At 71.4% G+C, this 22,927-nt stretch carries 24 protein-coding genes; 12 read left to right on the top strand and 12 right to left on the bottom strand.

The features are described 5' to 3' along the window. Positions 1 to 98: 98 nt before the first annotated feature. Together IF89_RS0110105 and IF89_RS0110110 are read left to right on the top strand one after the other, a co-directional pair. A complete protein-coding gene (locus IF89_RS0110105; protein ID WP_030764308.1) occupies positions 99 to 395 on the top strand; it encodes a hypothetical protein in 297 nt (98 codons plus the stop codon). A gap of 7 nt (positions 396 to 402) precedes the next feature. Then, positions 403 to 1,605, top strand: a complete 1,203-nt coding sequence (locus tag IF89_RS0110110; RefSeq protein ID WP_030764310.1) for a glutathionylspermidine synthase family protein — start codon at positions 403 to 405, stop codon at positions 1,603 to 1,605. Positions 1,606 to 1,623: 18 nt separating this feature from the next. On the opposite strand, the gene rocD is transcribed toward IF89_RS0110110, so the two are convergent. Next, on the bottom strand, positions 1,624 to 2,829 hold the full coding sequence (rocD, locus tag IF89_RS0110115) for an ornithine--oxo-acid transaminase (RefSeq protein ID WP_030764312.1): 1,206 nt from the start codon (positions 2,827 to 2,829) through the stop codon (positions 1,624 to 1,626). 242 nt (positions 2,830 to 3,071) lie between these two features. Here rocD and glyA point away from each other — a divergent pair, with 242 nt between their 5' ends. The 4 genes from glyA to IF89_RS0110135 all read left to right on the top strand — a co-directional run bounded on the left by glyA (position 3,072) and on the right by IF89_RS0110135 (position 7,371). After that, the gene (gene glyA, locus IF89_RS0110120; protein ID WP_030764314.1) at positions 3,072 to 4,340 is read left to right on the top strand and encodes a serine hydroxymethyltransferase; all 1,269 of its coding nucleotides are present in this window, start codon (positions 3,072 to 3,074) and stop codon (positions 4,338 to 4,340) included. A 220-nt stretch (positions 4,341 to 4,560) separates the two neighbouring features. Further along, positions 4,561 to 5,574: a tryptophan--tRNA ligase gene (gene trpS / locus IF89_RS0110125; RefSeq protein WP_030764316.1), complete on the top strand. Its 1,014-nt coding sequence runs from the start codon at positions 4,561 to 4,563 to the stop codon at positions 5,572 to 5,574. A 101-nt stretch (positions 5,575 to 5,675) separates the two neighbouring features. Continuing rightward, positions 5,676 to 6,281: a 2'-5' RNA ligase family protein gene (locus IF89_RS0110130; RefSeq protein ID WP_030764318.1), complete on the top strand. Its 606-nt coding sequence runs from the start codon at positions 5,676 to 5,678 to the stop codon at positions 6,279 to 6,281. Between the two features lie 178 nt (positions 6,282 to 6,459). Next, positions 6,460 to 7,371, top strand: coding sequence for a YihY/virulence factor BrkB family protein (locus IF89_RS0110135; RefSeq protein WP_043193590.1), 912 nt, complete (start codon positions 6,460 to 6,462; stop codon positions 7,369 to 7,371). 30 nt (positions 7,372 to 7,401) lie between these two features. Here IF89_RS0110135 and IF89_RS0110140 read toward each other — a convergent pair whose 3' ends face one another. Further along, positions 7,402 to 8,649: a D-alanyl-D-alanine carboxypeptidase family protein gene (locus tag IF89_RS0110140; RefSeq protein ID WP_030764322.1), complete on the bottom strand. Its 1,248-nt coding sequence runs from the start codon at positions 8,647 to 8,649 to the stop codon at positions 7,402 to 7,404. Positions 8,650 to 8,770: 121 nt separating this feature from the next. Here IF89_RS0110140 and IF89_RS0110145 point away from each other — a divergent pair, with 121 nt between their 5' ends. Continuing rightward, positions 8,771 to 9,040, top strand: coding sequence for an SCO4848 family membrane protein (locus tag IF89_RS0110145; RefSeq protein ID WP_030764324.1), 270 nt, complete (start codon positions 8,771 to 8,773; stop codon positions 9,038 to 9,040). Further along, positions 9,037 to 10,371 (top strand): metallophosphoesterase, encoded by a 1,335-nt coding sequence (locus tag IF89_RS0110150; protein WP_030764326.1) that lies wholly within the window; start codon positions 9,037 to 9,039, stop codon positions 10,369 to 10,371. Before IF89_RS0110145 ends, IF89_RS0110150 begins: the two co-directional genes overlap by 4 nt. Before the next feature lie 63 nt (positions 10,372 to 10,434). Here IF89_RS0110150 and IF89_RS0110155 read toward each other — a convergent pair whose 3' ends face one another. The 9 genes from IF89_RS0110155 to IF89_RS0110195 all read right to left on the bottom strand — a co-directional run bounded on the left by IF89_RS0110155 (position 10,435) and on the right by IF89_RS0110195 (position 17,228). After that, on the bottom strand, positions 10,435 to 11,184 hold the full coding sequence (locus IF89_RS0110155; protein WP_030764328.1) for a TetR/AcrR family transcriptional regulator: 750 nt from the start codon (positions 11,182 to 11,184) through the stop codon (positions 10,435 to 10,437). 11 nt (positions 11,185 to 11,195) lie between these two features. Continuing rightward, on the bottom strand, positions 11,196 to 11,621 hold the full coding sequence (locus tag IF89_RS0110160) for a thiol-disulfide oxidoreductase DCC family protein (protein WP_030764330.1): 426 nt from the start codon (positions 11,619 to 11,621) through the stop codon (positions 11,196 to 11,198). Between the two features lie 3 nt (positions 11,622 to 11,624). Further along, the gene (locus IF89_RS0110165; protein WP_030764332.1) at positions 11,625 to 12,029 is read right to left on the bottom strand and encodes a hypothetical protein; all 405 of its coding nucleotides are present in this window, start codon (positions 12,027 to 12,029) and stop codon (positions 11,625 to 11,627) included. A 158-nt stretch (positions 12,030 to 12,187) separates the two neighbouring features. Next, complete coding sequence (locus IF89_RS0110170) at positions 12,188 to 12,736, bottom strand: hypothetical protein (protein WP_030764334.1); 549 nt, start codon at positions 12,734 to 12,736, stop codon at positions 12,188 to 12,190. 197 nt (positions 12,737 to 12,933) lie between these two features. Next, positions 12,934 to 13,692 carry a succinate dehydrogenase iron-sulfur subunit gene (locus IF89_RS0110175; RefSeq protein ID WP_030764336.1) on the bottom strand — a complete coding sequence of 253 codons (759 nt, stop codon included), beginning with the start codon at positions 13,690 to 13,692 and terminating at the stop codon, positions 12,934 to 12,936. Continuing rightward, positions 13,692 to 15,446 (bottom strand): succinate dehydrogenase flavoprotein subunit, encoded by a 1,755-nt coding sequence (gene sdhA / locus IF89_RS0110180; protein ID WP_030764338.1) that lies wholly within the window; start codon positions 15,444 to 15,446, stop codon positions 13,692 to 13,694. Before sdhA ends, IF89_RS0110175 begins: the two co-directional genes overlap by 1 nt. A 23-nt stretch (positions 15,447 to 15,469) precedes the next feature. Then, on the bottom strand, positions 15,470 to 15,952 hold the full coding sequence (locus IF89_RS0110185; RefSeq protein ID WP_030027687.1) for a succinate dehydrogenase hydrophobic membrane anchor subunit: 483 nt from the start codon (positions 15,950 to 15,952) through the stop codon (positions 15,470 to 15,472). 5 nt (positions 15,953 to 15,957) lie between these two features. Next, positions 15,958 to 16,338 (bottom strand): succinate dehydrogenase, cytochrome b556 subunit, encoded by a 381-nt coding sequence (sdhC, locus tag IF89_RS0110190; protein WP_078628202.1) that lies wholly within the window; start codon positions 16,336 to 16,338, stop codon positions 15,958 to 15,960. A gap of 152 nt (positions 16,339 to 16,490) precedes the next feature. Beyond that, complete coding sequence (locus tag IF89_RS0110195; RefSeq protein ID WP_420706901.1) at positions 16,491 to 17,228, bottom strand: 2-oxo-4-hydroxy-4-carboxy-5-ureidoimidazoline decarboxylase; 738 nt, start codon at positions 17,226 to 17,228, stop codon at positions 16,491 to 16,493. A gap of 207 nt (positions 17,229 to 17,435) precedes the next feature. Between IF89_RS0110195 and IF89_RS0110200 the strand changes: the two genes are divergently transcribed. After that, complete coding sequence (locus tag IF89_RS0110200) at positions 17,436 to 18,188, top strand: RNA polymerase sigma factor (protein WP_030764343.1); 753 nt, start codon at positions 17,436 to 17,438, stop codon at positions 18,186 to 18,188. Then, positions 18,188 to 19,213 carry a hypothetical protein gene (locus tag IF89_RS0110205; protein WP_030764345.1) on the top strand — a complete coding sequence of 342 codons (1,026 nt, stop codon included), beginning with the start codon at positions 18,188 to 18,190 and terminating at the stop codon, positions 19,211 to 19,213. The genes IF89_RS0110200 and IF89_RS0110205 overlap by 1 nt, the downstream gene beginning before the upstream one ends. Before the next feature lie 382 nt (positions 19,214 to 19,595). On the opposite strand, the gene IF89_RS0110210 is transcribed toward IF89_RS0110205, so the two are convergent. Then, complete coding sequence (locus IF89_RS0110210; RefSeq protein ID WP_078628203.1) at positions 19,596 to 20,468, bottom strand: L,D-transpeptidase family protein; 873 nt, start codon at positions 20,466 to 20,468, stop codon at positions 19,596 to 19,598. A gap of 179 nt (positions 20,469 to 20,647) precedes the next feature. Between IF89_RS0110210 and IF89_RS0110220 the strand changes: the two genes are divergently transcribed. Next, positions 20,648 to 22,228 (top strand): acyl-CoA mutase large subunit family protein, encoded by a 1,581-nt coding sequence (locus IF89_RS0110220; protein WP_030764350.1) that lies wholly within the window; start codon positions 20,648 to 20,650, stop codon positions 22,226 to 22,228. 45 nt (positions 22,229 to 22,273) lie between these two features. After that, the gene (leuE, locus tag IF89_RS0110225) at positions 22,274 to 22,924 is read left to right on the top strand and encodes a leucine efflux protein LeuE (RefSeq protein ID WP_030764352.1); all 651 of its coding nucleotides are present in this window, start codon (positions 22,274 to 22,276) and stop codon (positions 22,922 to 22,924) included. Positions 22,925 to 22,927: the final 3 nt, after the last annotated feature.

Raw genomic sequence — 22,927 nt, forward strand, 5'->3', positions numbered from 1 at the left:
ACTCTAAGTCACGGATCTCACGGCGGCCGGATTCCATCGGCCGGGGACCCCGTTCTAGTCTGTCGGGAGCACGCCAGGTCCCAGGGGGAGCAGCAGACATGGACATCAGCAGCACCAACCAGCGCCGCATGCGCTCCGGCGCCGTCGCCCTCGGAGGCATGGGCCTGCTCGCGGCCACCCTCGTGGCCTGCGGCAGCAACGACGAACCGGACCGCCGTTGCGCGTCCCGCTCCACGCTGGACCACCTGAACAGCAAGGAGTGCAAGACGGGCGGCACCGGCGCCTACTACTACGGCGGCCACGTCAGCAACGGCAAGGTCACCGGCGGCAGCTTCGACAAGTCCGCCGTCACCCGCGGCGGCATCGGCGGCCACTCCAGCTCCAGCGGCGGCTGACCACACGATGCAGCGGCACACCATCGAGCCCCGCCCCGGCTGGCAGAAGACCGTCGAGGAGCAGGGGCTGATCTACCCCCTCACCCGCTACCCCGACGACTCGCTGCGCCCCTACTGGGACGAGAGCGCCTACTACTCCTTCTCCCTCCCGGAGATCGAGGCCCTGGAGAACGTCGTCGAGGAACTGCACGCCATGTGCCTGGCCGCCGCCGCGCACATCGTCGAGCAGGACCGCTTCGCCGACCTCGGCATCACCGATCCCGGGCTCGCCCGGCTGATCGCCGAGTCCTGGCGCCGCCGCGCGGAACAGCCCTCCCTCTACGGGCGTTTCGACCTGCGCTACGACGGCAGCGGCAGCCCGGCCAAGATGCTGGAGTACAACGCGGACACCCCGACCTCCCTGGTGGAGGCGGCCAGCCCGCAGTGGTTCTGGATGGAGGAGCGCTTCCCGGGCGCCGACCAGTGGAACTCCCTGCACGAGCGCCTCGTCGACGCCTGGCGCCGCCAGGCGGAGCTGCTCCCGTCCGGCCCGCTGCACTTCGCGCACTCCGAGACCGACGAGCTCGGCGAGGACCTGATGACGGTCGCCTACCTCCAGGAGACCGCCGACCAGGCCGGCCTGGAGACCCACGCGCTGTCCGTCGAGCAGATCGGCTGGGACAGCCTGTCCGGCCGGTTCGTGGACGACAGGCTCCGCTTCATCCGCAGCTGCTTCAAGCTGTACCCGTGGGAGTGGCTGGCCACGGACGCGTTCGGCCCGCAGGTCCTCGGCACCTACGACCACGGCGGCGGTTCCGGCACCACGTGCTGGATCGAGCCGATGTGGAAGATGCTGCTCTCCAACAAGGCGCTGCTCGCGATCCTGTGGGAGCTCTTCCCGGAGCACCCGAACCTGCTGCCGGCCTACCTCGACGGGCCGCGTGAGCTGGCCGATCCCGGGTCGGCCGGCTATGTCGCCAAGCCGCTCCTCGGCCGCGAGGGCAAGGGCGTCACCCTGCACGAGCCGGGCCCGGACGGCGAGCCGTTCGTACCGGAGCCGGGGGAGCGGTACTGCTTCCAGGCGCTGGCCCCGCTGCCCGACTTCGACGGCAACCGGGTGGTGCTCGGAGCATGGGTCGTCGAGGACGAGGCCGCGGGGCTCGGGATCCGCGAATCGGCGGGGCCGGTCACGGACGAGTACGCCCGCTTCCTGCCCCACGTCATCCTCTGAGGATCCGCCGGGGGCCCGCTACGCCGACAGCACCGACCGGAGCTGCTCCAGCCCCCAGTCCAGGTCCTCCTTGGTGATCACCAGCGGCGGGGCGATCCGGATCGTCGCCCCGTGGGTGTCCTTCACGAGCACGCCCCGCTCCATCATCTTCTCGGAGACCTCCCGGCCCGTACCGCGGGAGGGGGCGATGTCCACGCCCGCCCACAGGCCGCGGCCGCGCACGGCGGTCACGGCGCCGCCGCCGACGAGCATGCCCAGCTCGCGGTGGAGGTGGTCGCCCAGTTCGGTGGCCCGCTGCTGGTACTCGCCGGTCCGCAGCATCGCGATCACCTCCAGCGCGACGGCGCACGCGAGCGGGTTCCCGCCGAAGGTGGACCCGTGCTGGCCGGGCCCGAACACCCCGAGCACGTCCCGGTCCGCGACGACCGCAGACACCGGCACGACACCGCCGCCGAGCGCCTTGCCCAGGATGTAGACGTCGGGGACGACCCCCTCGTGCTCACAGGCGAAGGTCTTCCCGGTCCTGCCCAGCCCCGACTGGATCTCGTCGGCCATGAAGAGCACGTTCCGCTCGCGGGTCAGCTCCCGTACGCCGCTCAGGTATCCGGCCGGCGGCACCAGTACGCCCGCCTCGCCCTGGATCGGCTCCAGCAGCACGGCCACGGTGTTCTCCGTGACGGCGTGGGACAGTGCCGTGAGGTCCCCGTACGGGACGATCTCGAAGCCGGGCGTGTAGGGGCCGAAGTGGTCGCGGGCGTCGTGGTCGGTGGAGAAGGAGACGACGGTCGTGGTGCGCCCGTGGAAGTTGTCGGCGGCCACCACGATCTTGGCGTGGCCGTCCGGCACGCCCTTGACCTCGTAGCCCCACTTGCGGGCGGTCTTCACCGCCGTCTCCACCGCCTCCGCCCCCGTGTTCATGGGGAGCACCATCTCCTTGCCGCACAGCGCGGCGAGTTGGGCGCAGAAATCGGCGAACCGGTCGTGGTGGAAGGCGCGCGACGTGAGCGTGACCCGCTCCAGCTGGGCGCGCGCCGCGTCGATCAGACGGCGGTTGCCGTGCCCGAAGTTGAGCGCGGAGTATCCCGCGAGCATGTCGAGGTATCTGCGGCCTTCCACATCGGTCATCCACGCGCCTTCCGCGGACGCGACGACGACGGGCAGCGGGTGGTAGTTGTGTGCGCTGTGCGCGTCGGCGGAGCGGATGGCATCAGCTGTTGTCGACACGGGGTCTCCGATCGTCCGTCTGGCCGGTGAAGCGGTGACGAGGGTGGCGTCACCTTCTTATCGTCGCTCGTATCGCGGACGCAGAAACCTCTTCCGTGGCGAGCCCGCTAAGGTGTTCGTACGCACGGCGACTGGCGTACGGGGAACCAACTCCGGGGGAGTCGTGCGCGCTCTACCGCACACAGGGCCGCTCGCCTGGGCCTCGCGGGGTACCGATCACATCGACCCCGGAGGAGCCCGCCGTGTCCGCGAGCCGCCATCCCGCCCTGTCCGCGACCGACCCCGAACTGGCGGCCTGCGTCGCCGCGGAGGAAGTCCTCCAGGCGCAGACGCTGCGCCTGATCCCCAGCGAGAACTACGTGTCCGCGGCCGTCCTCGAAGCCTCCGGCACCGTGCTGCAGAACAAGTACAGCGAGGGCTACCCGGGCCGCCGCTACTACGAGGGCCAGCAGAACATCGACCGCGTGGAGGCCCTGGCGATCGAGCGGGCCAAGGGCCTGTTCGGTGTGGACCACGCCAACGTGCAGCCGTACTCCGGCTCCCCGGCCAACTTGGCCGTCTACCTGGCCTTCGCGAAGCCCGGCGACACGGTCATGGGCATGGCCCTGCCGATGGGCGGCCACCTGACGCACGGCTGGGGCGTCTCGGCGACCGGCACGTGGTTCCGCGGCGTGCAGTACGGCGTCCGCGCCGACACGGGCCTCATCGACTACGACGCCGTGCGCGAGCTGGCCCTGGCCGAACGACCGAAGGTGATCTTCTGCGGTGGCACCGCCCTGCCGAGGACCATCGACTTCGCCGCCTTCGCCGAGATCGCGCGCGAGGCGGGCTCGGTCCTGGTCGCGGACGTCGCCCACATCGCCGGCCTCATCGCGGGCGGCGCGCACCCGTCCCCGGCGGACCACGTCGACGTCATCTCCACCACCACCCACAAGACCCTGCGCGGTCCGCGCGGCGCGATGCTGATGTGCCGCGAGGAGCACGCGAGGGCGATCGACAAGGCGGTCTTCCCCGGCCTGCAGGGCGGTCCGCACAACCAGACGACGGCGGGGATCGCGGTGGCGCTGCACGAGGCGGCCCAGCCGGCCTTCGTGCGGTACGCCCACGCGGTCGTCGCCAACGCGAAGGCACTGGCGGCGGCGCTGCTGGAGCGGGGCTTCGACCTGGTGTCGGGCGGCACGGACAACCACCTGATCCTGATCGACCTGACGCGCAAGGAAGTCCCCGGAAAGGTCGTGGCCAAGGCCATGGACCGGGCCGGGATCGTCGTGAACTACAACACGGTGCCGTTCGACCCGCGCAAGCCGTTCGACCCGTCGGGCGTGCGGATCGGCACGCCGTCGCTGACGTCCCGCGGGCTGTCCACGGAGCACATGCCGGTGGTGGCGGACTGGATCGCCCGCGCGGTCGATGCCGCGGCCAAGGGCGACGAGCAGGCCCTCGCCGTGATCCGTGCGGAGGTGCAGGACCTGATGGCCGCCTTCCCGGCCCCGGGCCTCCCGCTGTCCTGACCTGCGGTGCCGCCCCCGGCCCCCGACGCCTCGAACGCCGACGAGTCGGCACCACCGGGGCTCCGCCCCGTCTCCCCCGCCCCGGCGCCGGCGGGGCTGCGCTCGCAGCCCCGCCGGCGGTCGAGGCGGAGGATGCGGGCAGCGCCCACGTCCGCCGCGCGGCGGAAGGAACCGGTCGAGGGCGGGCGTGAGCCCGCTCCGCACCTGAGAGAATGGGGCCATGGCTTCTGATCGTCCTCGCGCGCTCTCCGGCATCCAGCCCACCTCCGGTTCGTTCCACCTCGGGAACTACCTCGGAGCCATCCGCCAGTACGTCGCCCTCCAGGAGACGCACGACGCGTTCTACATGGTCGTCGACCTGCACGCGATCACCATGCCCCAGGACCCGAAGGACCTGCGCGCGAACACCCGCCTCTCCGCGGCGCAGCTGCTGGCCGCCGGCCTGGACCCGGAGCGCTGCACCCTCTTCGTCCAGAGCCACGTCCCCGAGCACGCGCAGCTCGGCTGGGTGATGAACTGCATCACCGGCTTCGGTGAAGCCAGCCGGATGACCCAGTTCAAGGACAAGTCCGCCAAGGGCGGTGTCAACAGCGCCAGCGTCGGGCTCTTCACGTACCCGATCCTGCAGGTCGCCGACATCCTGCTCTACCAGGCCGACGCCGTCCCGGTCGGCGAGGACCAGCGCCAGCACATCGAGCTGACCCGCGACCTTGCGGAGCGCTTCAACGGCCGCTTCGGCCCGACCTTCACCCTCCCGGCGGCGCACATCGTCAAGGAGGTCGCGAAGATCTACGACCTCCAGGACCCGGCGATCAAGATGTCGAAGTCGGCGTCGTCCCCCAAGGGCCTGATCAACCTGCTCGACCCGGCCAAGGTCACCGAGAAGAAGATCAAGAGCGCGGTCACCGACACCGAGGCCGAGATCCGCTTCGACACCGAGAAGAAGCCCGGCGTCAGCAACCTGCTCACGATCTACTCCACCCTCACGGGGGAGTCGATCGCCGCGCTGGAGGAGAAGTACGCGGGCAAGGGCTACGGCGCGCTGAAGACGGACCTGGCCGGCGTGATGGTCGACTTCGTCACACCGTTCCAGCAGCGCACCCATGAGTACCTGGACGACCCGGAGACGCTGGACTCCCTCCTGGCCAAGGGCGCGGAGAAGGCCCGCGCCGTTGCCGCGGAGACCCTGGCGCAGGCGTACGACCGGCTGGGTCTGCTGCCCGCCAAGCACTGACGGACGCACGCGCGGGCGAAGACGGCTCTGGCACGAAGAGGGGTCCTGGCCGCACACTGGGGCGGCAGGAGTCCACCATGGGACAAGCGGAGGAGAGACACGTGGGGACCGTAACGCTCGGCGTTTCGATCGCGGTCCCGGAGCCGTACGGCAGCCGGCTCCAGGAGCTGCGCGCGGGCTTCGGGGACGCCGCCGCGCACGGCATCCCCACGCACGTCACCCTGGTACCGCCGACCGAGGTGGAGGCGGAGCGGCTCCCGGCGATCCGGGCCCACCTGGCCGAGGTCGCGGCCGCCTTCCGCGCCTTCCCGATGCGACTGGAGGGGACGGGCACCTTCCGGCCCGTCTCACCGGTCGTCTTCGTGCGGGTCGCCGAGGGCGCCGCCGGCTGCACCCGGCTCCAGGGCGAGGTGCGCGACCCGTCCGGTCCGCTCAGCCGCGAGCTGGCCTTCCCGTACCACCCGCACGTCACCGTCGCCCACGGCATCTCCGAGGAGGCGATGGACCTGGCGTTCACGTCGCTGGCCGAGTACGCCGCCGCATGGGTGTGCGCCGGGTTCGCCCTTTACGAGCAGGGTTCCGACGGGGTCTGGCGCAAGCTGCGCGAGTACCCCTTCGGGAGTGGGCCCATAGGTGTTCCGGCGCAGCCGGGGTCCCCCGCCGACCAGGCCGCCGAGGCGGCCGGGACGCGCGTACGGCCTTCCTGACGGAGCGGGCGCAGGGTCAGCCGGGCGGTGCGCCGGGCGCGGAACCTCAGCCTCCGCAGGACAAGGGTGTGGAACGGACGCCCCGTCGAGGGCGCTGGGCGAAAAGTCACAATCGACGACCGTAGTCCCTGGAAGCGACAATCCCGGCTATTTCCGGCGCCTCATTTACGGTGACCCCATGGACTGGCTGACGAAACTCCCGGTGGTCGGGCCGCTGGCGGGCCGTCTGATGCGGACGCACGCGTGGCGCTCCTACGAACGCCTCGACCGCGTGCACTGGACCCGGCTCGCCGCCGCGATCACTTTCATCAGCTTCCTCGCGCTCTTCCCGCTGATCACCGTGGCCGCGGCGGTCGGGGCAGCGCTGCTGAGCCCGCAGCAGCTGGAGCAGTTGCAGGACACCCTCGCCGAACAGGTCCCCGGCATCTCCGACCAGCTGGACATCGAGGGGCTGGTCGCGAACGCCGCCACGATCGGCCTCGTCGCCGGCGCCCTCCTCCTCTTCACCGGCATCGGCTGGGTCGGCTCCATGCGGGACTGCCTGCGCGCGGTGTGGGAGAAGGACGACGAGGACGAGGGCAACCCCATCGTCCGCAAGGGCAAGGACGCACTCGTCCTGCTCGGCCTCGGCGGCGTGGGCCTGCTCTCCGCCGCGGCCTCGATCCTCGGCTCCAGCGCGGTCGGCAGGACCGCCGACCTGCTGGGCATCCCGCGCGAGGGCCCCGGCGGGGCGCTGCTGCGCTCCTTCGCCTTCCTCGTCGGGGTGGTGGCCGCGTTCTTGATGCTGCTCTACCTGCTGACGCTGCTCCCCGGCGTCGAACCGCCCAGGCGCCGCCTGGTCGAGGGGGCGCTGATCGGCGCGGCAGGCTTCGAGCTGCTGAAGATGCTGCTCAGCGGCTATATGCGGGGGGTCGCCGCGAAGAGCATGTACGGGGCTTTCGGCGTGCCGATCGCCCTGCTGCTCTGGATCAACTTCATGGCGAAGCTCCTGCTGTACGTCTCCGCCTGGACGGCAACCCGCGAGGACGGCCACGGACCCGCCCCCGAAGACCCCTCGGAGGCGGGCCAGGAGCCCGCCGCCGGCCGGTGAAGGGGCCCCGGCCGTGCGTCGGGCAGTCCCTCAGACGAGTTCCTCGTCCGCGCCCCGGCTGCGGTGGCCGCGGGGCCAGCGGCGGTTGACCACGTAGGCACCGCCCACCAGGACCACGAGGGCACCGCCCGCGACACCGAGGGCGGTGCCCACACCGCCGGCCGGGCCACCGCCCCCCGACGCGTCGTTCTCGTGCGACTGGGCCGGCGAGCCGTGGGGGGAGGTGTCCGCGCTCTTCGGCGGCACCAGCTCACCCACCGGCTTGACCTTGCCGGCCGCGGCGAAGCCCCAGTCGAAGAGCGCGGCGGTCTCCTCGTACACCGAGTTCGCTCCGCCCGTGCCCGGGTTCATCACGGTGACCAGCAGCTTCCTGTCGCCCTGCTGCGCCGCACCGGTGAAGGTGGAGCCGGCCATGGTCGTGTTGCCGTTCTTCACCCCGGCGATGCCCTTGTACGGGGCGAGCCCGCCCGCGCCCGTCATGAGCCGGTTGGTGTTCGTGATCTCGAAGTAGTCCCGCGGCTTCCCGGGTACCTGCAGTCCGGGGAACTTCGCACTCGCCGTGCCGCAGTACTCCCGGAAGTCCTGCTTCTGCAGTCCGGAGCGGGCGATCAGGGTGAGGTCGTACGCGCTCGACACCTGCTCCGGGGCGTCGTACCCGTCGGGTGACACCACGTGCGTGTCGAGCGCCTGGAGCTCCTCCGCGTGCGCCTGCATGTCCTTGACGGTCTTCTCCACGCCGCCGTTCATCGCCGCGAGCACGTGCACGGCGTCGTTGCCCGACCGCAGGAACACCCCGAGCCACAGGTCGTGGACGGAGTACTCGTGGTCCTCCTTGACCCCGACCAGGCTGCTGCCCGGGCCCACGCCCTCCATGTCCTCGGCGGTGACCTTGCGGACCTGCTCCTTCGGCAGGCTCGGCAGCAGGGTGTCCGCGAAGAGCATCTTCATCGTGGAGGCGGGGGGCAGCCGCCAGTGCGCGTTGTACGCCGCCAGGACCTCGCCGGACTCGGCGTCCGCCACGATCCACGACCGGCCGCTGAGGTTCGTCGGCAGGGCGGGCGCTCCGGGCAGCAGGTTCACCTGCGTGCCGGGCTGGCCCAGCAGCGAACCCCCCACCGTGGACATCGACGCGGGCGGTGCGGCCGCCGCCCGGGCCTTGGCGGGCCGGCCCTTGCCGTCGGCCGGCGGGTTCGGTGCGGCGTGCACGGGCGCCACCAGCACGGTGGGTACCAGCAACGCGGCGGTGAGGACCGTCAGAGCGGTCGTCTTGGCAGACACGCAGGTGAAAGTACATCCCGATGAGCTGGATGGCTGCGCGGAGCGGCCATTTCGCGGCAACCACCCCCGGGACAGCCCACCCCGGCGCGTCCGTCCCGGGGACGAAACCGATACTGGGGACATGAAACTCAGCCGTGCCGCCTCCTGGTTCCTGCTCGCCTTCGGCGTGTGGACCTGGTTCATCTGGGTGTCTTTCGTCCGGAACCTGTGGAAGAACGGCAGTGGCCTGGCCTTCGACACGGCGGGTGACCCCACTGCCTACTTCTGGGTCCACCTGACGCTCGCCGTGACGTCCTTTCTCCTGGGGACGGCGGTCGGTGTGATCGGGTTGCGCGGGGTCCTGGCCCTGCGGCGCGGATCACGTTCCGGCGCAGGGGACGGTGCGGCATGACGGTCCTGCTCGCCGCGCTGGTCGCCCTCGCGGTCTGCGCCCTGCTGGCCGGGGTCCACCGCTGGCTGTGGGTCCGCCTGGTCCGCGACACCACCGCCCCCGGTGGCCTGCCCCGCCGGGTGGGTACCGCACTGGCCATCGTCCTGCCCCTCCTCTCCGTGGCCGCCCTGACCGCGGGCCGGGCCGGGGCGCCCTTCTGGTTTCAGCAGACGGTGTCCTGGCCGGGGTACCTGTGGCTCGCGGTGCTCCTGTACCTGACCCTGACGATGCTGGTCGCGGAGCCGATCCGCGCGCTGTTGCTCCGCCGTCTGGCCCACCGCGACCCCTCCGGGGCGGTAGCGGCCCGTCCCGCGGCGCCCTCCGCGCCCGCGGCCGGGACCTGCGAGGCCGGGCCGGCCACGGCCACCGAGCCGTCCCCGCCGGCCGCCACCGGGGCGGAGCCCGGCGCGGTGCTCGCCGCGGCCGACGCACCGCGGGAACCGGACCCGGCAGCGCCGGGCGGCGGGCTCAGCCGGCGCACCTTCGTCGCGCGCGCGGTCGGCGCGACGGCCGCCGCCGTCGCGCTGGGCACCGTCGGCAACGGCGCGTACGGGGTGCTGCGCGGGCCCGGCGTGCGGCGCGTCCAGGTCCCGCTGGCCAAACTGCCGCGCGCGGCCCACGGCTTCCGGATCGCCGTCGTCAGCGACGTCCACCTCGGCCCGGTGCTGGGCCGCGCCCACGCCCAGCGCATCGTCGACACGGTCAACCGCACCCAGCCCGACCTCATCGCCATCGTCGGCGACCTCGTCGACGGCAGCGTCCCCGATCTCGGGCCGGCCGCGGAACCGCTGCGCGGGCTGACCGCCCGCCACGGCTCCTTCTTCGTCACCGGCAACCACGAGTACTTCTCCGGTGCCGAGCAGTGGGTCGAGCACGTCCGTGAGCTCGGTCTGACCCCGCTGGAGAACGCCCGGCGCGCCCTGCCGCACTTCGACCTCGCCGGCGTCAACGACATCCAGGGCGAGCGGGAGGGCAGCGGCCCCGACTTCCGGGCCGCCCTCGGCGACCGCGACCGCTCGCGGGCCGCCGTACTCCTCGCCCACCAGCCTGTCGTCATCCACGACGCCGTCCAGCACGGCGTCGACCTCCAGCTCTCCGGCCACACCCACGGCGGGCAGCTCTGGCCCGGCGAGTACCTCGCCGAACTCGCCAACCCCACCGTCGCCGGGCTGGAGCGCTACGGCGACACGCAGCTCTACGTCTCCCGCGGGGCAGGTGCCTGGGGGCCGCCGGTCCGGGTCGGCGCGCCGTCCGACATCACCGTCGTCGAACTCGCCTCCTACCAGGCCTGATCCCCGCCGGCCCCCTCCGGGTCCCGGTGCCGGCGGGCATCGCCGGGCCCCAGCTGCCGTGCTCTATCGGGCGTCGAGGGGGGCGTCCTGCTCCTGCGGGTGCGGGTCCGACGCCTTGCGCCGGCCCGCGGCCGTCTGGGCCATGCCCGGCAGGAAGTCCGCGAACAGCTCGTGGACCTCGCGCACCAGCGGCCGCAGCACGCGGAAGCGGGCCAGCACGATGCCCCGCGTCGTGAGCTGCGCGCCGCGCTCGGCGAGCCGCCGCGACTTCTCGCTGTCGGGGGAGCGGTCGAAGACCCAGTACAGGACCAGGCCCATCTGCGAGAGCCACATCAGCTCCGGCAGCACGTCGGCCAGCTCGGCCGGCACCTTGGTCTTCGCACCCGCCAGCACCTCGCGGTGGATGTCGATCGCGGCCTTGCGCGCCGGTTCCGACTCCGGGGAGAAGGGGCTGAGCGGGCTCTCCGGGTCCGCCGCGTTCTTGAAGAACTGCGAGGCGAACTCGTGGTACGGGGCGCCGATGTCCAGCCAGCTGGTCAGTACGCCCGAGAGTCGCTTCTGCAGGTCGGTCTCGTTGTCCAGGATGGGCCGGACGGCCGCCTGGTGGGCGGCGCTGATCCGGTCGTAGAAGCCCTGGACCAGGTGTTCCTTGGACTCGAAGTAGTAGTAGGCGTTGCCGACCGAGACACCGGCTTCCTTCGCGATGCCCCGCATGGTCGTCTTGTCGAAGCCGCGCTCCTGGAAGAGCCGGAGCGCGGTTTCGAGGATGAGCGTGCGGGTCTGCTCGCTCTTGGGAGCCTTCTGATCAGTCACGGTGTATGAGCCTATCGGGGGGCCGGGCACTGGTCGTCACAGGCCGGTCCCTCGACGGCCCCGGGCTGCCCTTCGGCGCGTACGGCCTGCCGCCAGGCGGAGGCCGTGAACAGGGCGGCCCGGGCGAAGGGGCGGCCGGCCGGCGTCGCCAGCCAGTTCGCCTTCGGCCGGTGTTCGACCAGTGCCCACAGGCACACGATGAAGGCGTCGGTACCGGTCCACACCTGCCCGGAGTCCCCGACGACGGTGATCTCCCGGAGCGTCGAGGCGTGGTCCAGCTGCGGGAACCGCCGCCGCGCCTCCCAGGACGCGGCGGGCACCAGGTCGAGCGGTACCAGGCACCGCTGCGCGATCAGCCAGTGCCGGATGTGCACGCAGAGCGGGCAGTCGGCGTCGTAGAGGACGGTCAGCCGGTGCACGGCCCCGGTGCGCGCCACGGCTCAGGCTCCGACCGGCGCGGTCCACCCCTGCGGGGGGACGGGCGGGGTCTGCTGGCGCTCCATGATCCCGCGGCGGCGCATCTTGTTCAGCACCCACACGTTGCCGAGGTGCATGACGCCCAGGACCAGCAGGACGACACCGAGCTTGACCGAGAGCGCCTCGAAGAGCGCGCGGGCGGTGGCGATCTCCTCGTTCGAGCGCAGGTAGAGGGTCACGAACCCGATGTTGACGAGGTAGAAGCCGACCACCAGGAGTTGGTTGACGGCGTCCGCGAGCTTCTCGTTGCCGTGGAGGACGTCGCCGATGAAGACCCGGCCGTTGCGGCTGAGCGTGCGGGCCACCCAGACGGTGAGGGCGATGCTGATGAGCAGGTAGATGACGTACGTGACCACGGTGAGGTCCATAGCCCCAGCCCCCTTGAACGTGTTCAAATGCTGACGTCGATGACTCTAGAGCGTTTTTTGAACAAGTTCAAGCGAGTGTTCCCGCGCACCTGGCGCCCCGTAGGACGCACGCGGGCCCCGGCCGTTCGGCCGGGGCCCGCCCGCGTCGTGCCGGATCCTCACATGCTCAGCGCACGCGCGTGATTGAGCTGCGACATCACCCAGTGGTAGGTGTTCGCGTCCACCGCCGGGATCATCGTGGAGTGGTGGCGGCCGCCGCTGGTCACCGTCACCTGGATGTAGCCGGTGGTGGTCTTCTCCTTCATCAGGAGGAAGAGCAGGCCGAGCAGGCAGAACAGGAAGAAGACGATCGCCAGCACGATCGCGTGGGGCGGGATCTTCTCCTCGGTGCGCGAGAAGTCCGTCGCGTTCCACATCGCGCCCCTGAGCGGCATGGCGCCCGACGGCGTGATGATCTGGTCGCCCGCCACGGTGATGTCGCCGAGGGCGAACCCGGCGCCGCCGACCGGGGCGGCCGCATAACCGCCGGGGACCGACATCCCCGCGCCGATGGTCGGCTGGTAGGCCGGCGCCGCCGGATAGGGCTGGGGGTATCCGTAACTGGCCTCTCCGGGCCCCCACTTGTAGTCGTCCTGACCGGGCGTGCCGGGCCGGCCGCCCTGCCCGGAGGGGTCGCTCGCGTACGGGTTCGGCTGCTGCTCGCTCATACGCCGATCCTTCCACAGGCACCCCCGCCCTGTACCCCGCTCCCGCACCTGCACCCCGCCGACCGCAGGGCCCGCCCCCGCAGCCGTCCGGTGCAGGTCCGCACCGCCCCAGGTCCCCGAGCGCCGCCCGGAAGCACGAGGGCCCCGCCCCCGGACGAACCGGGGTCGGGGCCCTCGTACGCGCAGGGACCGGGAGGTCAGAAGCGGCGCGTGATCAGCGCGCGCTTGACTTCCTGGATCGCCTTGGTGACCTCGATGCCGCGCGGGCACGCGTCGGTGCAGTTGAAGGTCGTGCGGCAGCGCCACACGCCGTCCTTGTCGTTCAGGATCTCCAGCCGCTGCTCGCCGGCCTCGTCACGCGAGTCGAAGATGAAGCGGTGCGCGTTGACGATCGCCGCCGGGCCGAAGTACTGGCCGTCGTTCCAGAACACCGGGCACGAGGACGTGCAGGCGGCGCACAGGATGCACTTGGTGGTGTCGTCGAAGCGCTCGCGGTCCTCGGCGGACTGCAGGCGCTCGCGCGTCGGCTCGTTGCCCTTGGTGACCAGGAACGGCATGACGTCCCGGTACGCCTGGAAGAAGGGCTCCATGTCGACCACGAGGTCCTTCATCACCGTGAGGCCCTTTATGGCCTCGACGGTGATCGGCTTCTCGGGGTTGATGTCCTTGATCAGCGTCTTGCAGGCGAGCCTGTTCTTGCCGTTGATCCGCATCGCGTCCGAGCCGCAGATGCCGTGCGCGCACGAGCGGCGGAAGGTCAGCGTGCCGTCCAGGTCCCACTTGATCTTGTGGAGACCGTCGAGCACGCGCTCCTTCGGGTCGATCTCGATCTGGAAGTCCTGCCACTGCGCTTCGTCCGAGATCTCGGGGTTGAAGCGGCGGATGCGGAAGGTGACCGTGATGTACGGGGAGGCCGCGGCCGCCTCTTCCATCTTGTCCAGGGTGGGGGTAGCCATCAGTACTTACGCTCCATCGGCTGGTAGCGGGTCGTGACGACCGGCTTGTAGTCGAGCCGGACCGAGTCCGAGCCGTCGGCTCCGACCTCGCGGTACGCCATGGTGTGGCGCATGAAGTTGACGTCGTCGCGGTTGGGGTAGTCCTCGCGGTAGTGACCACCGCGGGACTCCTTGCGCGCCAGGGCGGACACGGCCATGACCTCGGCCAGGTCGAGCAGGTTGCCCAGCTCGATGGCCTCCAGCAGGTCCGTGTTGAAGCGCTTGCCCTTGTCCTGGACGGACACGTTCTTGTAGCGCTCGCGCAGCTCCGCGATCTTCTCGACCGCGGTCTTGATGGTCTGCTCCGTGCGGAACACCATCACGTTCGCGTCCATCGTCTCCTGGAGCTCCAGGCGCAGGTCGGCGACCCGCTCCTTGCCCGTGGAGTTGCGCAGGTGCTCGACGAGGTCTGCCACCAGCTGCGCCGGGTTCTCGGGGAGTTCGACGAAGTCGTTCTCGGCCGCGTACCGGGCGGCGGCGATGCCGGAGCGCTTGCCGAAGACGTTGATGTCCAGCAGCGAGTTGGTGCCCAGGCGGTTCGCGCCGTGCACCGACACGCACGCGACCTCGCCGGCCGCGTACAGGCCCGGGACGACGGTGGTGTTGTCCGCCAGGACCTCACCCTCGACGTTGGTCGGGATGCCGCCCATGGCGTAGTGCGCGGTGGGCTGGATCGGGATCGGGTCCGTGTACGGCTCGATGCCCAGGTAGGTGCGCGCGAACTCGGTGATGTCCGGGAGCTTGGCGTCCAGCTGCTCCGGCGGCAGGTGGGTCAGGTCCAGGTACACGTGGTCGCCGGCGGGACCGCAGCCGCGGCCCTCGCGGATCTCGGTGTAGATGGAGCGCGAGACGACGTCACGGGACGCGAGGTCCTTCATGACCGGCGCGTACTTCTCCATGAAGCGCTCGCCGTCCTTGTTGCGCAGGATGCCGCCCTCACCACGGGCGCCCTCCGTCAGCAGGATGCCCATGCGCCAGATGCCCGTCGGGTGGAACTGGAAGAACTCCATGTCCTCCAGCGGCAGGCCGCGGCGGTAGCAGGCCGCCTGGCCGTCACCCGTCAGGGTGTGCGCGTTGGAGGTCACCTTGAAGAACTTGCCGGTACCGCCGGAGGCGTAGATGACGGCCTTGGCCTGGAACACGTGGATCTCGCCGGTGGCGAGCTCGTACGCGACCACACCGGCCGACTTCTTGACGCCGTCCTCCTCGACCAGGAGCTGGTCCAGGACGTAGAACTCGTTGAAGAACTCCACGCCCTCCTTGACGCAGTTCTGGTACAGCGTCTGGAGGATCATGTGACCGGTGCGGTCCGCGGCGTAGCAGGACCGGCGGACCGGCGCCTCGCCGTGGTTGCGGGAGTGGCCGCCGAAGCGGCGCTGGTCGATGGTGCCGTCCGGGGTGCGGTTGAACGGCAGGCCCATCTTCTCCAGGTCGAGGACCGCGTCGATGGCCTCCTTCGCCAGGATCTCGGCGGCGTCCTGGTCGACCAGGTAGTCACCGCCCTTGACCGTGTCGAAGGTGTGCCACTCCCAGTTGTCCTCCTCCACGTTGGCCAGCGCGGCGGCCATGCCGCCCTGCGCGGCGCCCGTGTGGGAGCGGGTGGGGTACAGCTTCGTCAGGACGGCGGTGCGGCTGCGCTTCGTCGCCTCGATGGCGGCGCGCATGCCCGCGCCACCGGCGCCGACGATGACGGTGTCGTACTTGTGGATCTTCATTGGTTTCGCCTCAGCCCCGTTGCCTAGCGGATGTTCGGGTCGAAGGTGAAGATCACCAGCGTGCCCAGAAGGATGGTGAACACCGTGGCGGTGTAGAGCAGGCCCTTCAGCCACAGCCGCGTGTTGGCGCGCTCCGCGTAGTCGTTGATGACGGTACGCAGGCCGTTCGCGCCGTGCAGCATGGCCAGCCACAGCATCAGCAGGTCCCAGACCTGCCAGAACGGGGACGCCCAGCGGCCGGCCACGAAGGCGAAGCCGATCTTGGAGACGCCGCCGTCGAGCACCAGCTGGATCAGCAGGTGGCCGATGACGAGGACGACGAGCACGATGCCCGAGAGGCGCATGAAGAGCCAGGCGGCCATCTCGAAGTTGCCGCGGGTCGAGCGGGGCGTCTTGCCCGTGCGCTTGCGCGGCGCCTCGATGTACGGCGCGGGGTTGTCCACGTCGTAGAGGGAAACACCCTCCACGTCGCCGATCGCCTTGGCGGAAGAAGTGTCAGAGGACATGCGCGTCACTTCCCGAACAGTTCAGCGGCTGCGTGGCCGAGCACGGGGTAGAGGGCCCCGACCATCAGCACGACCCAGATCCCCACGACCCACCAGAGCATCGTCTTCTGGTGGCGCGGGCCCTTGGACCAGAAGTCCACGGCGATGACACGGAGACCGTTGAGCGCGTGGAAGAGGATGGCGGCCACGAGGCCGTACTCCAGCAGCGCGACGATCGGAGTCTTATAGGTAGCCACGACATCGTCGTACGCCTCGGGGGAGACGCGGACGAGAGCGGTGTCGAGGACGTGTACGAACAGGAAGAAGAAGATGAGGACGCCGGTGACTCGATGAGCCACCCAGGACCACATTCCTTCCCGGCCGCGGTACAACGTTCCAGCCGGCACGGAAAACCCTCCGGAAGCGGGGCGGGGGCCAGCCGGCTTCTTTGTCGGTCGGGCCCGGCCGGGTACGGTCCACCGGCCCCGGACATCGTAGCGACGACTTGTCGGTTCCCTCGCGCGGGGTCCGGCTGTGTGATCAAACAGGCACGGACGGGCTATCCCACAGGGGCGAATAGCCCGATTTCGACCGTAGGTGCGCCGTCGGGGCGGGCCAGTCGGCGCGCCAGGTCCAGCAGGCGGGACTGTGCGACACGCCGCAGCTCGTCCGCGGAGATCGAGCGCTCCTCGTCCACCTCGTGCCCCATCCGCCGCCGGATCGCCCCCAGCAGCTGGTCGGCCCGCTCCTCCGGCGGGTGCCCGTCGAGGCAGATCACGAAGGCGTGCCCGAACTTCCGTTCGTACTCCGCGCGGGCGGCGTCGAGCGCCAGCAGCGCGGCGTACGACGCCCCGTGGCCCAGCTCGGCCGAGTGCTCCGCGGCCAGCGCATCGGACAGGTCGTCCTGCGAGAGGTCGTAGGAGGCCTCGTCCGCGGCGGCGAGCAGGGCGTCGGCGTCGGGGTAGGGGCGGTGCGCCGCCACGCGGTGCGCCCAGCGGCGGCTGCCGCAGCACTGGAGGAGGGCGGTCCGGGCGGCCTCGGGGGCCAGGGCGTTGAACCGTGCCAGTCCGGAGCCGTGGGCGGGGTCGGAGCAGCCGCGGGCCTGTGCCGGAAGGGGGCTGGACAGCGGGGGGCTCCTCGGGGCGTGGCTCGGGTGTGCCGCAACGCTATCGACGCCGGGCGGGGTGTGTCGTACCCGTGCGGGGATTTCACTCGGAAGTGAGCCGAAAGGATGACGTGGGCGCCACGGACGGGCATGGTGGGATGCCCGGAAGGGGAGGGCGACCGAGGCCGCCACCCCCCACAGGAGAGGCCCCGGCCGCCATCCGTCACGGGCTCGTGCGACAAGCCCGTATCCCTGTCAGCGTCAGGGGTGCGTTTTGTGTCACACCTCGCTCCGCGCAGGATTGGTTGCACGTTGTATCACTCGTGGACGAGAGGTGCTGGAAGGCCGTAACGTGCTGATTTGCGCCACACGTACAGGACAGTGAACGGGTTGGGGACTTTGCTGGGGGACGACGCGGAGCTGACCGCCGCGGTGCTCGCGGCACAGGACGGCGACGAGAACGCGTTCCGTGCTGTGTACCGCGCCGTGCACCCACGCCTGCTCGGTTACGTACGCACGCTCGTCGGGGACACGGACGCCGAGGACGTGACGTCCGAGGCCTGGCTGCAGATAGCCCGCGACCTCGACTCCTTCACGGGCGACGCCGACCGCTTCCGCGGCTGGGCCGCCCGCATCGCCCGCAACCGGGCCCTCGACCACATCCGCATGCGCGGCAGGCGGCCGGCCATCGGCGGCGACGACACCGAGCTGACGGGCTGGGCGGCCGAGTGCGACACGGCCGGCGCGGCGATGGAGTCCCTCGACACCGGGCGCACGATGGCGCTCATAGCCCAGCTGCCCCAGGACCAGGCCGAGGCGGTCGTGCTGCGGGTGGTGGTCGGACTGGACGCCAAGAGCGCGGCCGAAACCCTGGGCAAGCGGCCGGGCGCCGTACGCACCGCCGCGCACCGGGGCCTGAAGAAGCTGGCGGAACTGCTCGCCGCCCAGGGCCCGGACAGCGGCTTCGAGGCGGCAGCGGGCACCGGCGCCAGGGCGGGCGTCACGGTCGGCCATAATGCCGATGGCCCTGCGTGGGACGGCGGAGGCGGGAGGGATCTCGACGCCGTCCCCGCACAGCGTGGCCGCAGCGGCAGCTACGCAGAACAAACCGGTGTGACGCATTCACGTTGGCGGACGCAGAAGGACATGTGATGGCCGACGAGCGCGACAGGTGGCTGGACGAGGCCGCGGCGGAAGCATTCCTCAGCGGCGGACCGACGGAACCTGGGCGGCCCGCCGTCGACGCGCGCGCCGCGAGGGAGGCGGACCGGCTACGGGCCGCCCTGGACGCCCTCGCCGCGGTGGCGGCGCCGGCGCCCGCGGGCACGGAACTGCCCGGCGAGGGCCGGGCGGTGGACGCCTACCGCGCGGCGCGCGGCGCCGCGCGTCCCCACGTCGTGTCGGCCGCACCCGGCGGGTCCGCCGAGCCCCTGGTCGACCTGGGCCGCATCGTCCCTGCCTCCCCGCCCGCCCCCGCCCGCCGACGCGCACGGACCGTGAGCTTCGGCCTGGCCGCGGCCCTGGCGAGCGTCGCCGCCGGCGGGCTGGCCGCCGCGGCGGGCGCCGGGCTGCTGGACCGGGGCCGGCACGCCACCGCGGGGCCCGGGCCGGCGATGTCCGTCAGCGCCGGCGAGAGCCCGGTACCGGGCGTCGGCACCAGTGCCCCGACCCTCACCCCCAACCTGCTGCCCACCCCGCTGCCGGACGCCTCGAACCCGGCGTTCGCCCCCGTGGTGCCCTCGCCGGGCGCGGAGGGGCGCATGACGCCCGGCGCGTCGGCGGGCCCGGACGCCTCCGCCGGCGCGTCCACGACCGGTGGCGCCTCGGGCAAGGACCTCCAGGACGACCGGAGCGGCCCGGGCGACCGGGAGAGCGGCCGGGACGGCCTGGGCGCCGGAGAACTCGGCAGGGACCGCCAGCGCGAGCAGGACAGTCGGCTCAAGGCGGACCTCTGCCAGGAGTACCGCAAGGGCCGGCTCGACGACGACCGCCGCGAGCGCCTCTCGCGGCTGGCCGACGGACTCCTGCGGATCCCCGCCTACTGCGCCGCCGTGCTGGACGGGGAGTCCGACGACACCGGGCGCCGCGACGCCCCGCTGGGGGGCGGGACGCTCCGGGCGCCGAGCCTGTCGCCCGCTGTCCCGGAGGGCTCGACGCCCCTGCGCGTCGGCCGCTGACACCTGCGCCGACCCGAGCGCCGACCGGCCTGTAACACTTTTCGAACCGGTGACGCAGTACGTAGCGAGCCGACTGGTCATCGGCCGCGCATGAGCCGGGGTTCCCCCCGTACCCCTGGGCTCTGCGCAACCGGCGCGGGCGGGGCACGTTCCCCCGGCCCTGCCCGCGCCCTTTACTCCACCCGGTCGACGGGAGAGCCCGGTCGGCGGGACAGCCCGGCACACGGGAGAGGCCGCCTCCTGCGTGACATGCCGGACCGGCATGTTCCGAAGGAGACGGCCTGAGATTCTTCCCGGCCCCCGGCCGGATGCGCGCTGCGGTCGGGTCCGGTCGCGCGGTCGGGGCCCGGATCCCGGGCCCCCGGTACCACCCACTGCGGGCTCACCAGTAGACGACGACCTTGTCACCGACCTGCACCTCGTCGAAGAGCTTCGACAGCTTGCCCTTGTCCCGGACGTTCACGCAGCCGTGCGAGGCGCCGGCGTAGCCGCGGGCCGCGAAGTCGGCGGAGTAGTGCACCGCCTGGCCGCCGCTGAAGAACATCGCGTACGGCATGGGCGTGTGGTAGATCGTCGACGTCCAGTCCTTGGCCTTCCACCCCACGTTGAACACGCCCTCGCGGGTCGGGGTGTTCTCGGAGCCGAAGCGGACGTCCATCGTCGAGACGACCTTGCCGTCGATCATCCAGGCGAGGGTGCGGCTCTCCTTGCTGATGCACATCACACGGCCGGTCATGCAGCGCGGGTCCGGCGCGTCGACCTCGTTGACGGTCGGCGGGCGCAGCTCGTCGGCGGTGGGCTTCTTGCTGGAGCTCTGGATCTTCTTCCAGGTCTTCTCGTCGACCCCGCCGGTCGCGTCCAGGCCGTTCTTCGCCTGGAAGGACTTCACGGCGGCCGTCGTCTTCGAACCGTAGAAACCGGTCGGCGCGACCGTCATCAGCTTGAGCTGCTTCAGGCGGGCCTGGAGCTCGCGCACCTGCTCGCTCTCGTCGCCGTTGGCCATGATCTGCTTCACCGAGGGCGAAGGGGAGGCCGACGGGGAGGCGGAGGCGGACGGCGAGGCCGACGGTGAGGCCGCACCGGGCTTGTCGTCTGCGGTCGGAGAGGTTTCGGGGGTGGCGCCCGCCGTGGGCGAGGACGGTGCCGCGGAGGAGGAGCCCGCGGACTCCGTCTTCTGCGGACCGCAGGCGGTCGCGGCGAGCGCGACGGCGGTGGCCACCCCGATCGTGCGGATTATGACTCTCTGGCGCTGCATTGCAGTCCCCCGGTTTCTACGTCGTGTATCTAGGTGATGCCTGGCGCGCGCGGAGAGTTGCACAGGGTTCCGGGATGTTGCGCCATTGTGACCAGCAACCGTCCAGGGCCTTACGAAGCGACGCGCGGGCAAGGTTCTACCAGCCCCGGGCACGGTTGCTCCACGGAGGACTTCGTCACATGGCACGTACGGAGAGCGGAATTCCGATCGAACCCGTCTACGGGCCGGGCGATCTGACGGAATGGGACCCGGGGGCCCAATTGGGTGCACCGGGGGACTTCCCCTACACACGGGGGATTTATCCGACCATGTACACCGGTCGTCCCTGGACGATGCGGCAGTACGCGGGCTTCGGTACGGCCACCGAGTCCAACGCCCGCTACCGGCAGCTCATCGCGGGCGGCGGCACCGGCCTGTCCGTCGCCTTCGACCTGCCCACCCAGATGGGCCACGACTCCGACGCGCCGCTCGCCGCCGGCGAGGTCGGCAAGGTCGGCGTCGCCGTCGACTCGCTCGACGACATGCGGGCGCTGTTCGACGGGATCCCCCTCGACCGGGTCTCCACCTCCATGACGATCAACGCGCCCGCCGCGCTGCTCCTACTGCTGTACCAGCTCGTCGCGGAGGAACAGGGCATCTCCGGCACGCAGCTGACGGGGACGATCCAGAACGACGTCCTGAAGGAGTACATCGCCCGGGGGACGTACATCTTCCCGCCCGGCCCCTCGCTGCGGCTGACCGCCGACACCTTCCGCTACTGCCGCTCCGAGATCCCCCGGTGGAACACCATCTCCATCTCCGGCTACCACATGGCCGAAGCGGGGGCCTCGCCCGCACAGGAGGTCGCCTTCACCCTCGCCGACGGCATCGCCTACGTCCGTACGGCCCTCGCGGCGGGGATGGCGGTCGACGAGTTCGCGCCCCGGCTCTCCTTCTTCTTCGTCGCCCGCACCACGCTGCTGGAGGAGGTCGCGAAGTTCCGGGCCGCCCGGCGGATCTGGGCCCGCGTCATGCGCGAGGACTTCGGGGCCCGCGACCCGAAGTCGATGATGCTGCGCTTCCACACCCAGACAGCGGGCGTCCAGCTCACGGCGCAGCAGCCCGAGCTCAACCTCGTACGGGTCGCCGTGCAGGCCCTGGCCGCCGTCCTCGGCGGAACCCAGTCACTGCACACCAACTCCTTCGACGAGGCCATCGCGCTGCCCACGGAGAAGTCGGCCCGCCTCGCGCTGCGCACCCAGCAGGTCCTGGCGCACGAGACCGACGTACCGCACACCGTCGACCCCTTCGCCGGCTCCTACGCGGTGGAGCGGATGACGGACGACCTGGAGGCGGCGGCCCTGGACCTGATGCGGCGGGTCGAGGAGCAGGGCGGGGCGGTGGCGGCGATCGAGGCCGGCTTCCAGAAGGCCGAGATCGAACGGAACGCCTACCGCATCGCACGGGAGACCGAGAGCGGGGAGCGGGTGGTGGTCGGCGTCAACCGTTTCGCCCTGGAGCGCGAGGAACCGTACGCACCGCTGCGCGTGGACCCGGCCATCGAGGAGCGGCAGTGCGCGGCACTGGCCCGGCTGCGGGCGGAGCGCGACGGGGCGGCGGTGTCGGCTGCGCTCGGGGCGCTGCGGGAGGCGGCCGGAGGCACCGCGAACGTGCTGTACCCGATGAAGGAGGCGCTGCGAGCACGGGCCACCGTGGGCGAGGTGTGCGGGGCGCTGCGGGAGGTGTGGGGGGCGTACGAACCCACCGGTTCCACATGGTGAAACCGGCTGGACCGTCAGGTGCGTCCTCATGGGACACTCCTGCCCATGCTGGGTGTCACCGATCTGCCGACGTACCTCGCCGGCCTCGTCCTGATCATTCTCCTGCCGGGACCGAACTCGCTCTACGTGCTGTCCGTCGCCGCCCGCCGCGGTGTGCGCACGGGCTACAAGGCCGCCGCCGGGGTGTTCACCGGCGACGCCGTGCTGATGGCGCTCACCGCCGTGGGCGCCGGGGCGCTCCTCCGGGCGAGCCCGCTGGTCTTCACCGTGGTGAAGTTCCTCGGAGCCGGGTACCTGGCCTGGCTGGCCGTGGGCATGATGCGGGGCGCCTGGGCCCTGTGGCGCACGCGCCGGGAGCGCGACGACGCGGGGGACGCGGCCGGCGCCGACCCGGCCGAGAACGAGCGGCCCTACCGGCGGGCGCTGCTGATCAGCCTCCTCAACCCCAAGGCCATCCTCTTCCTGATGTCCTTCTTCGTGCAGTTCGTGGACCCGTCCTACGCCTATCCGGCGCTGTCGTTCCTCGTCCTCGGCGGTCTGCTGCAGACCGGCAGCTTCCTCTACCTGACGCTGCTGATCTTCGGCGGCACCCGCCTGGCGGAGGCCTTCCGCCGGCGCAAGCGGCTGTCGGCCGGGGCGACCTCGGCGGCGGGCGTGCTCTTCCTGGGCTTCGCGGCCAAACTCGCCACCGGCTGACAC

Origin of the sequence: Streptomyces sp. NRRL F-2664, assembly GCF_000719345.1 — a bacterium.
GTDB lineage: Bacteria > Actinomycetota > Actinomycetes > Streptomycetales > Streptomycetaceae > Streptomyces.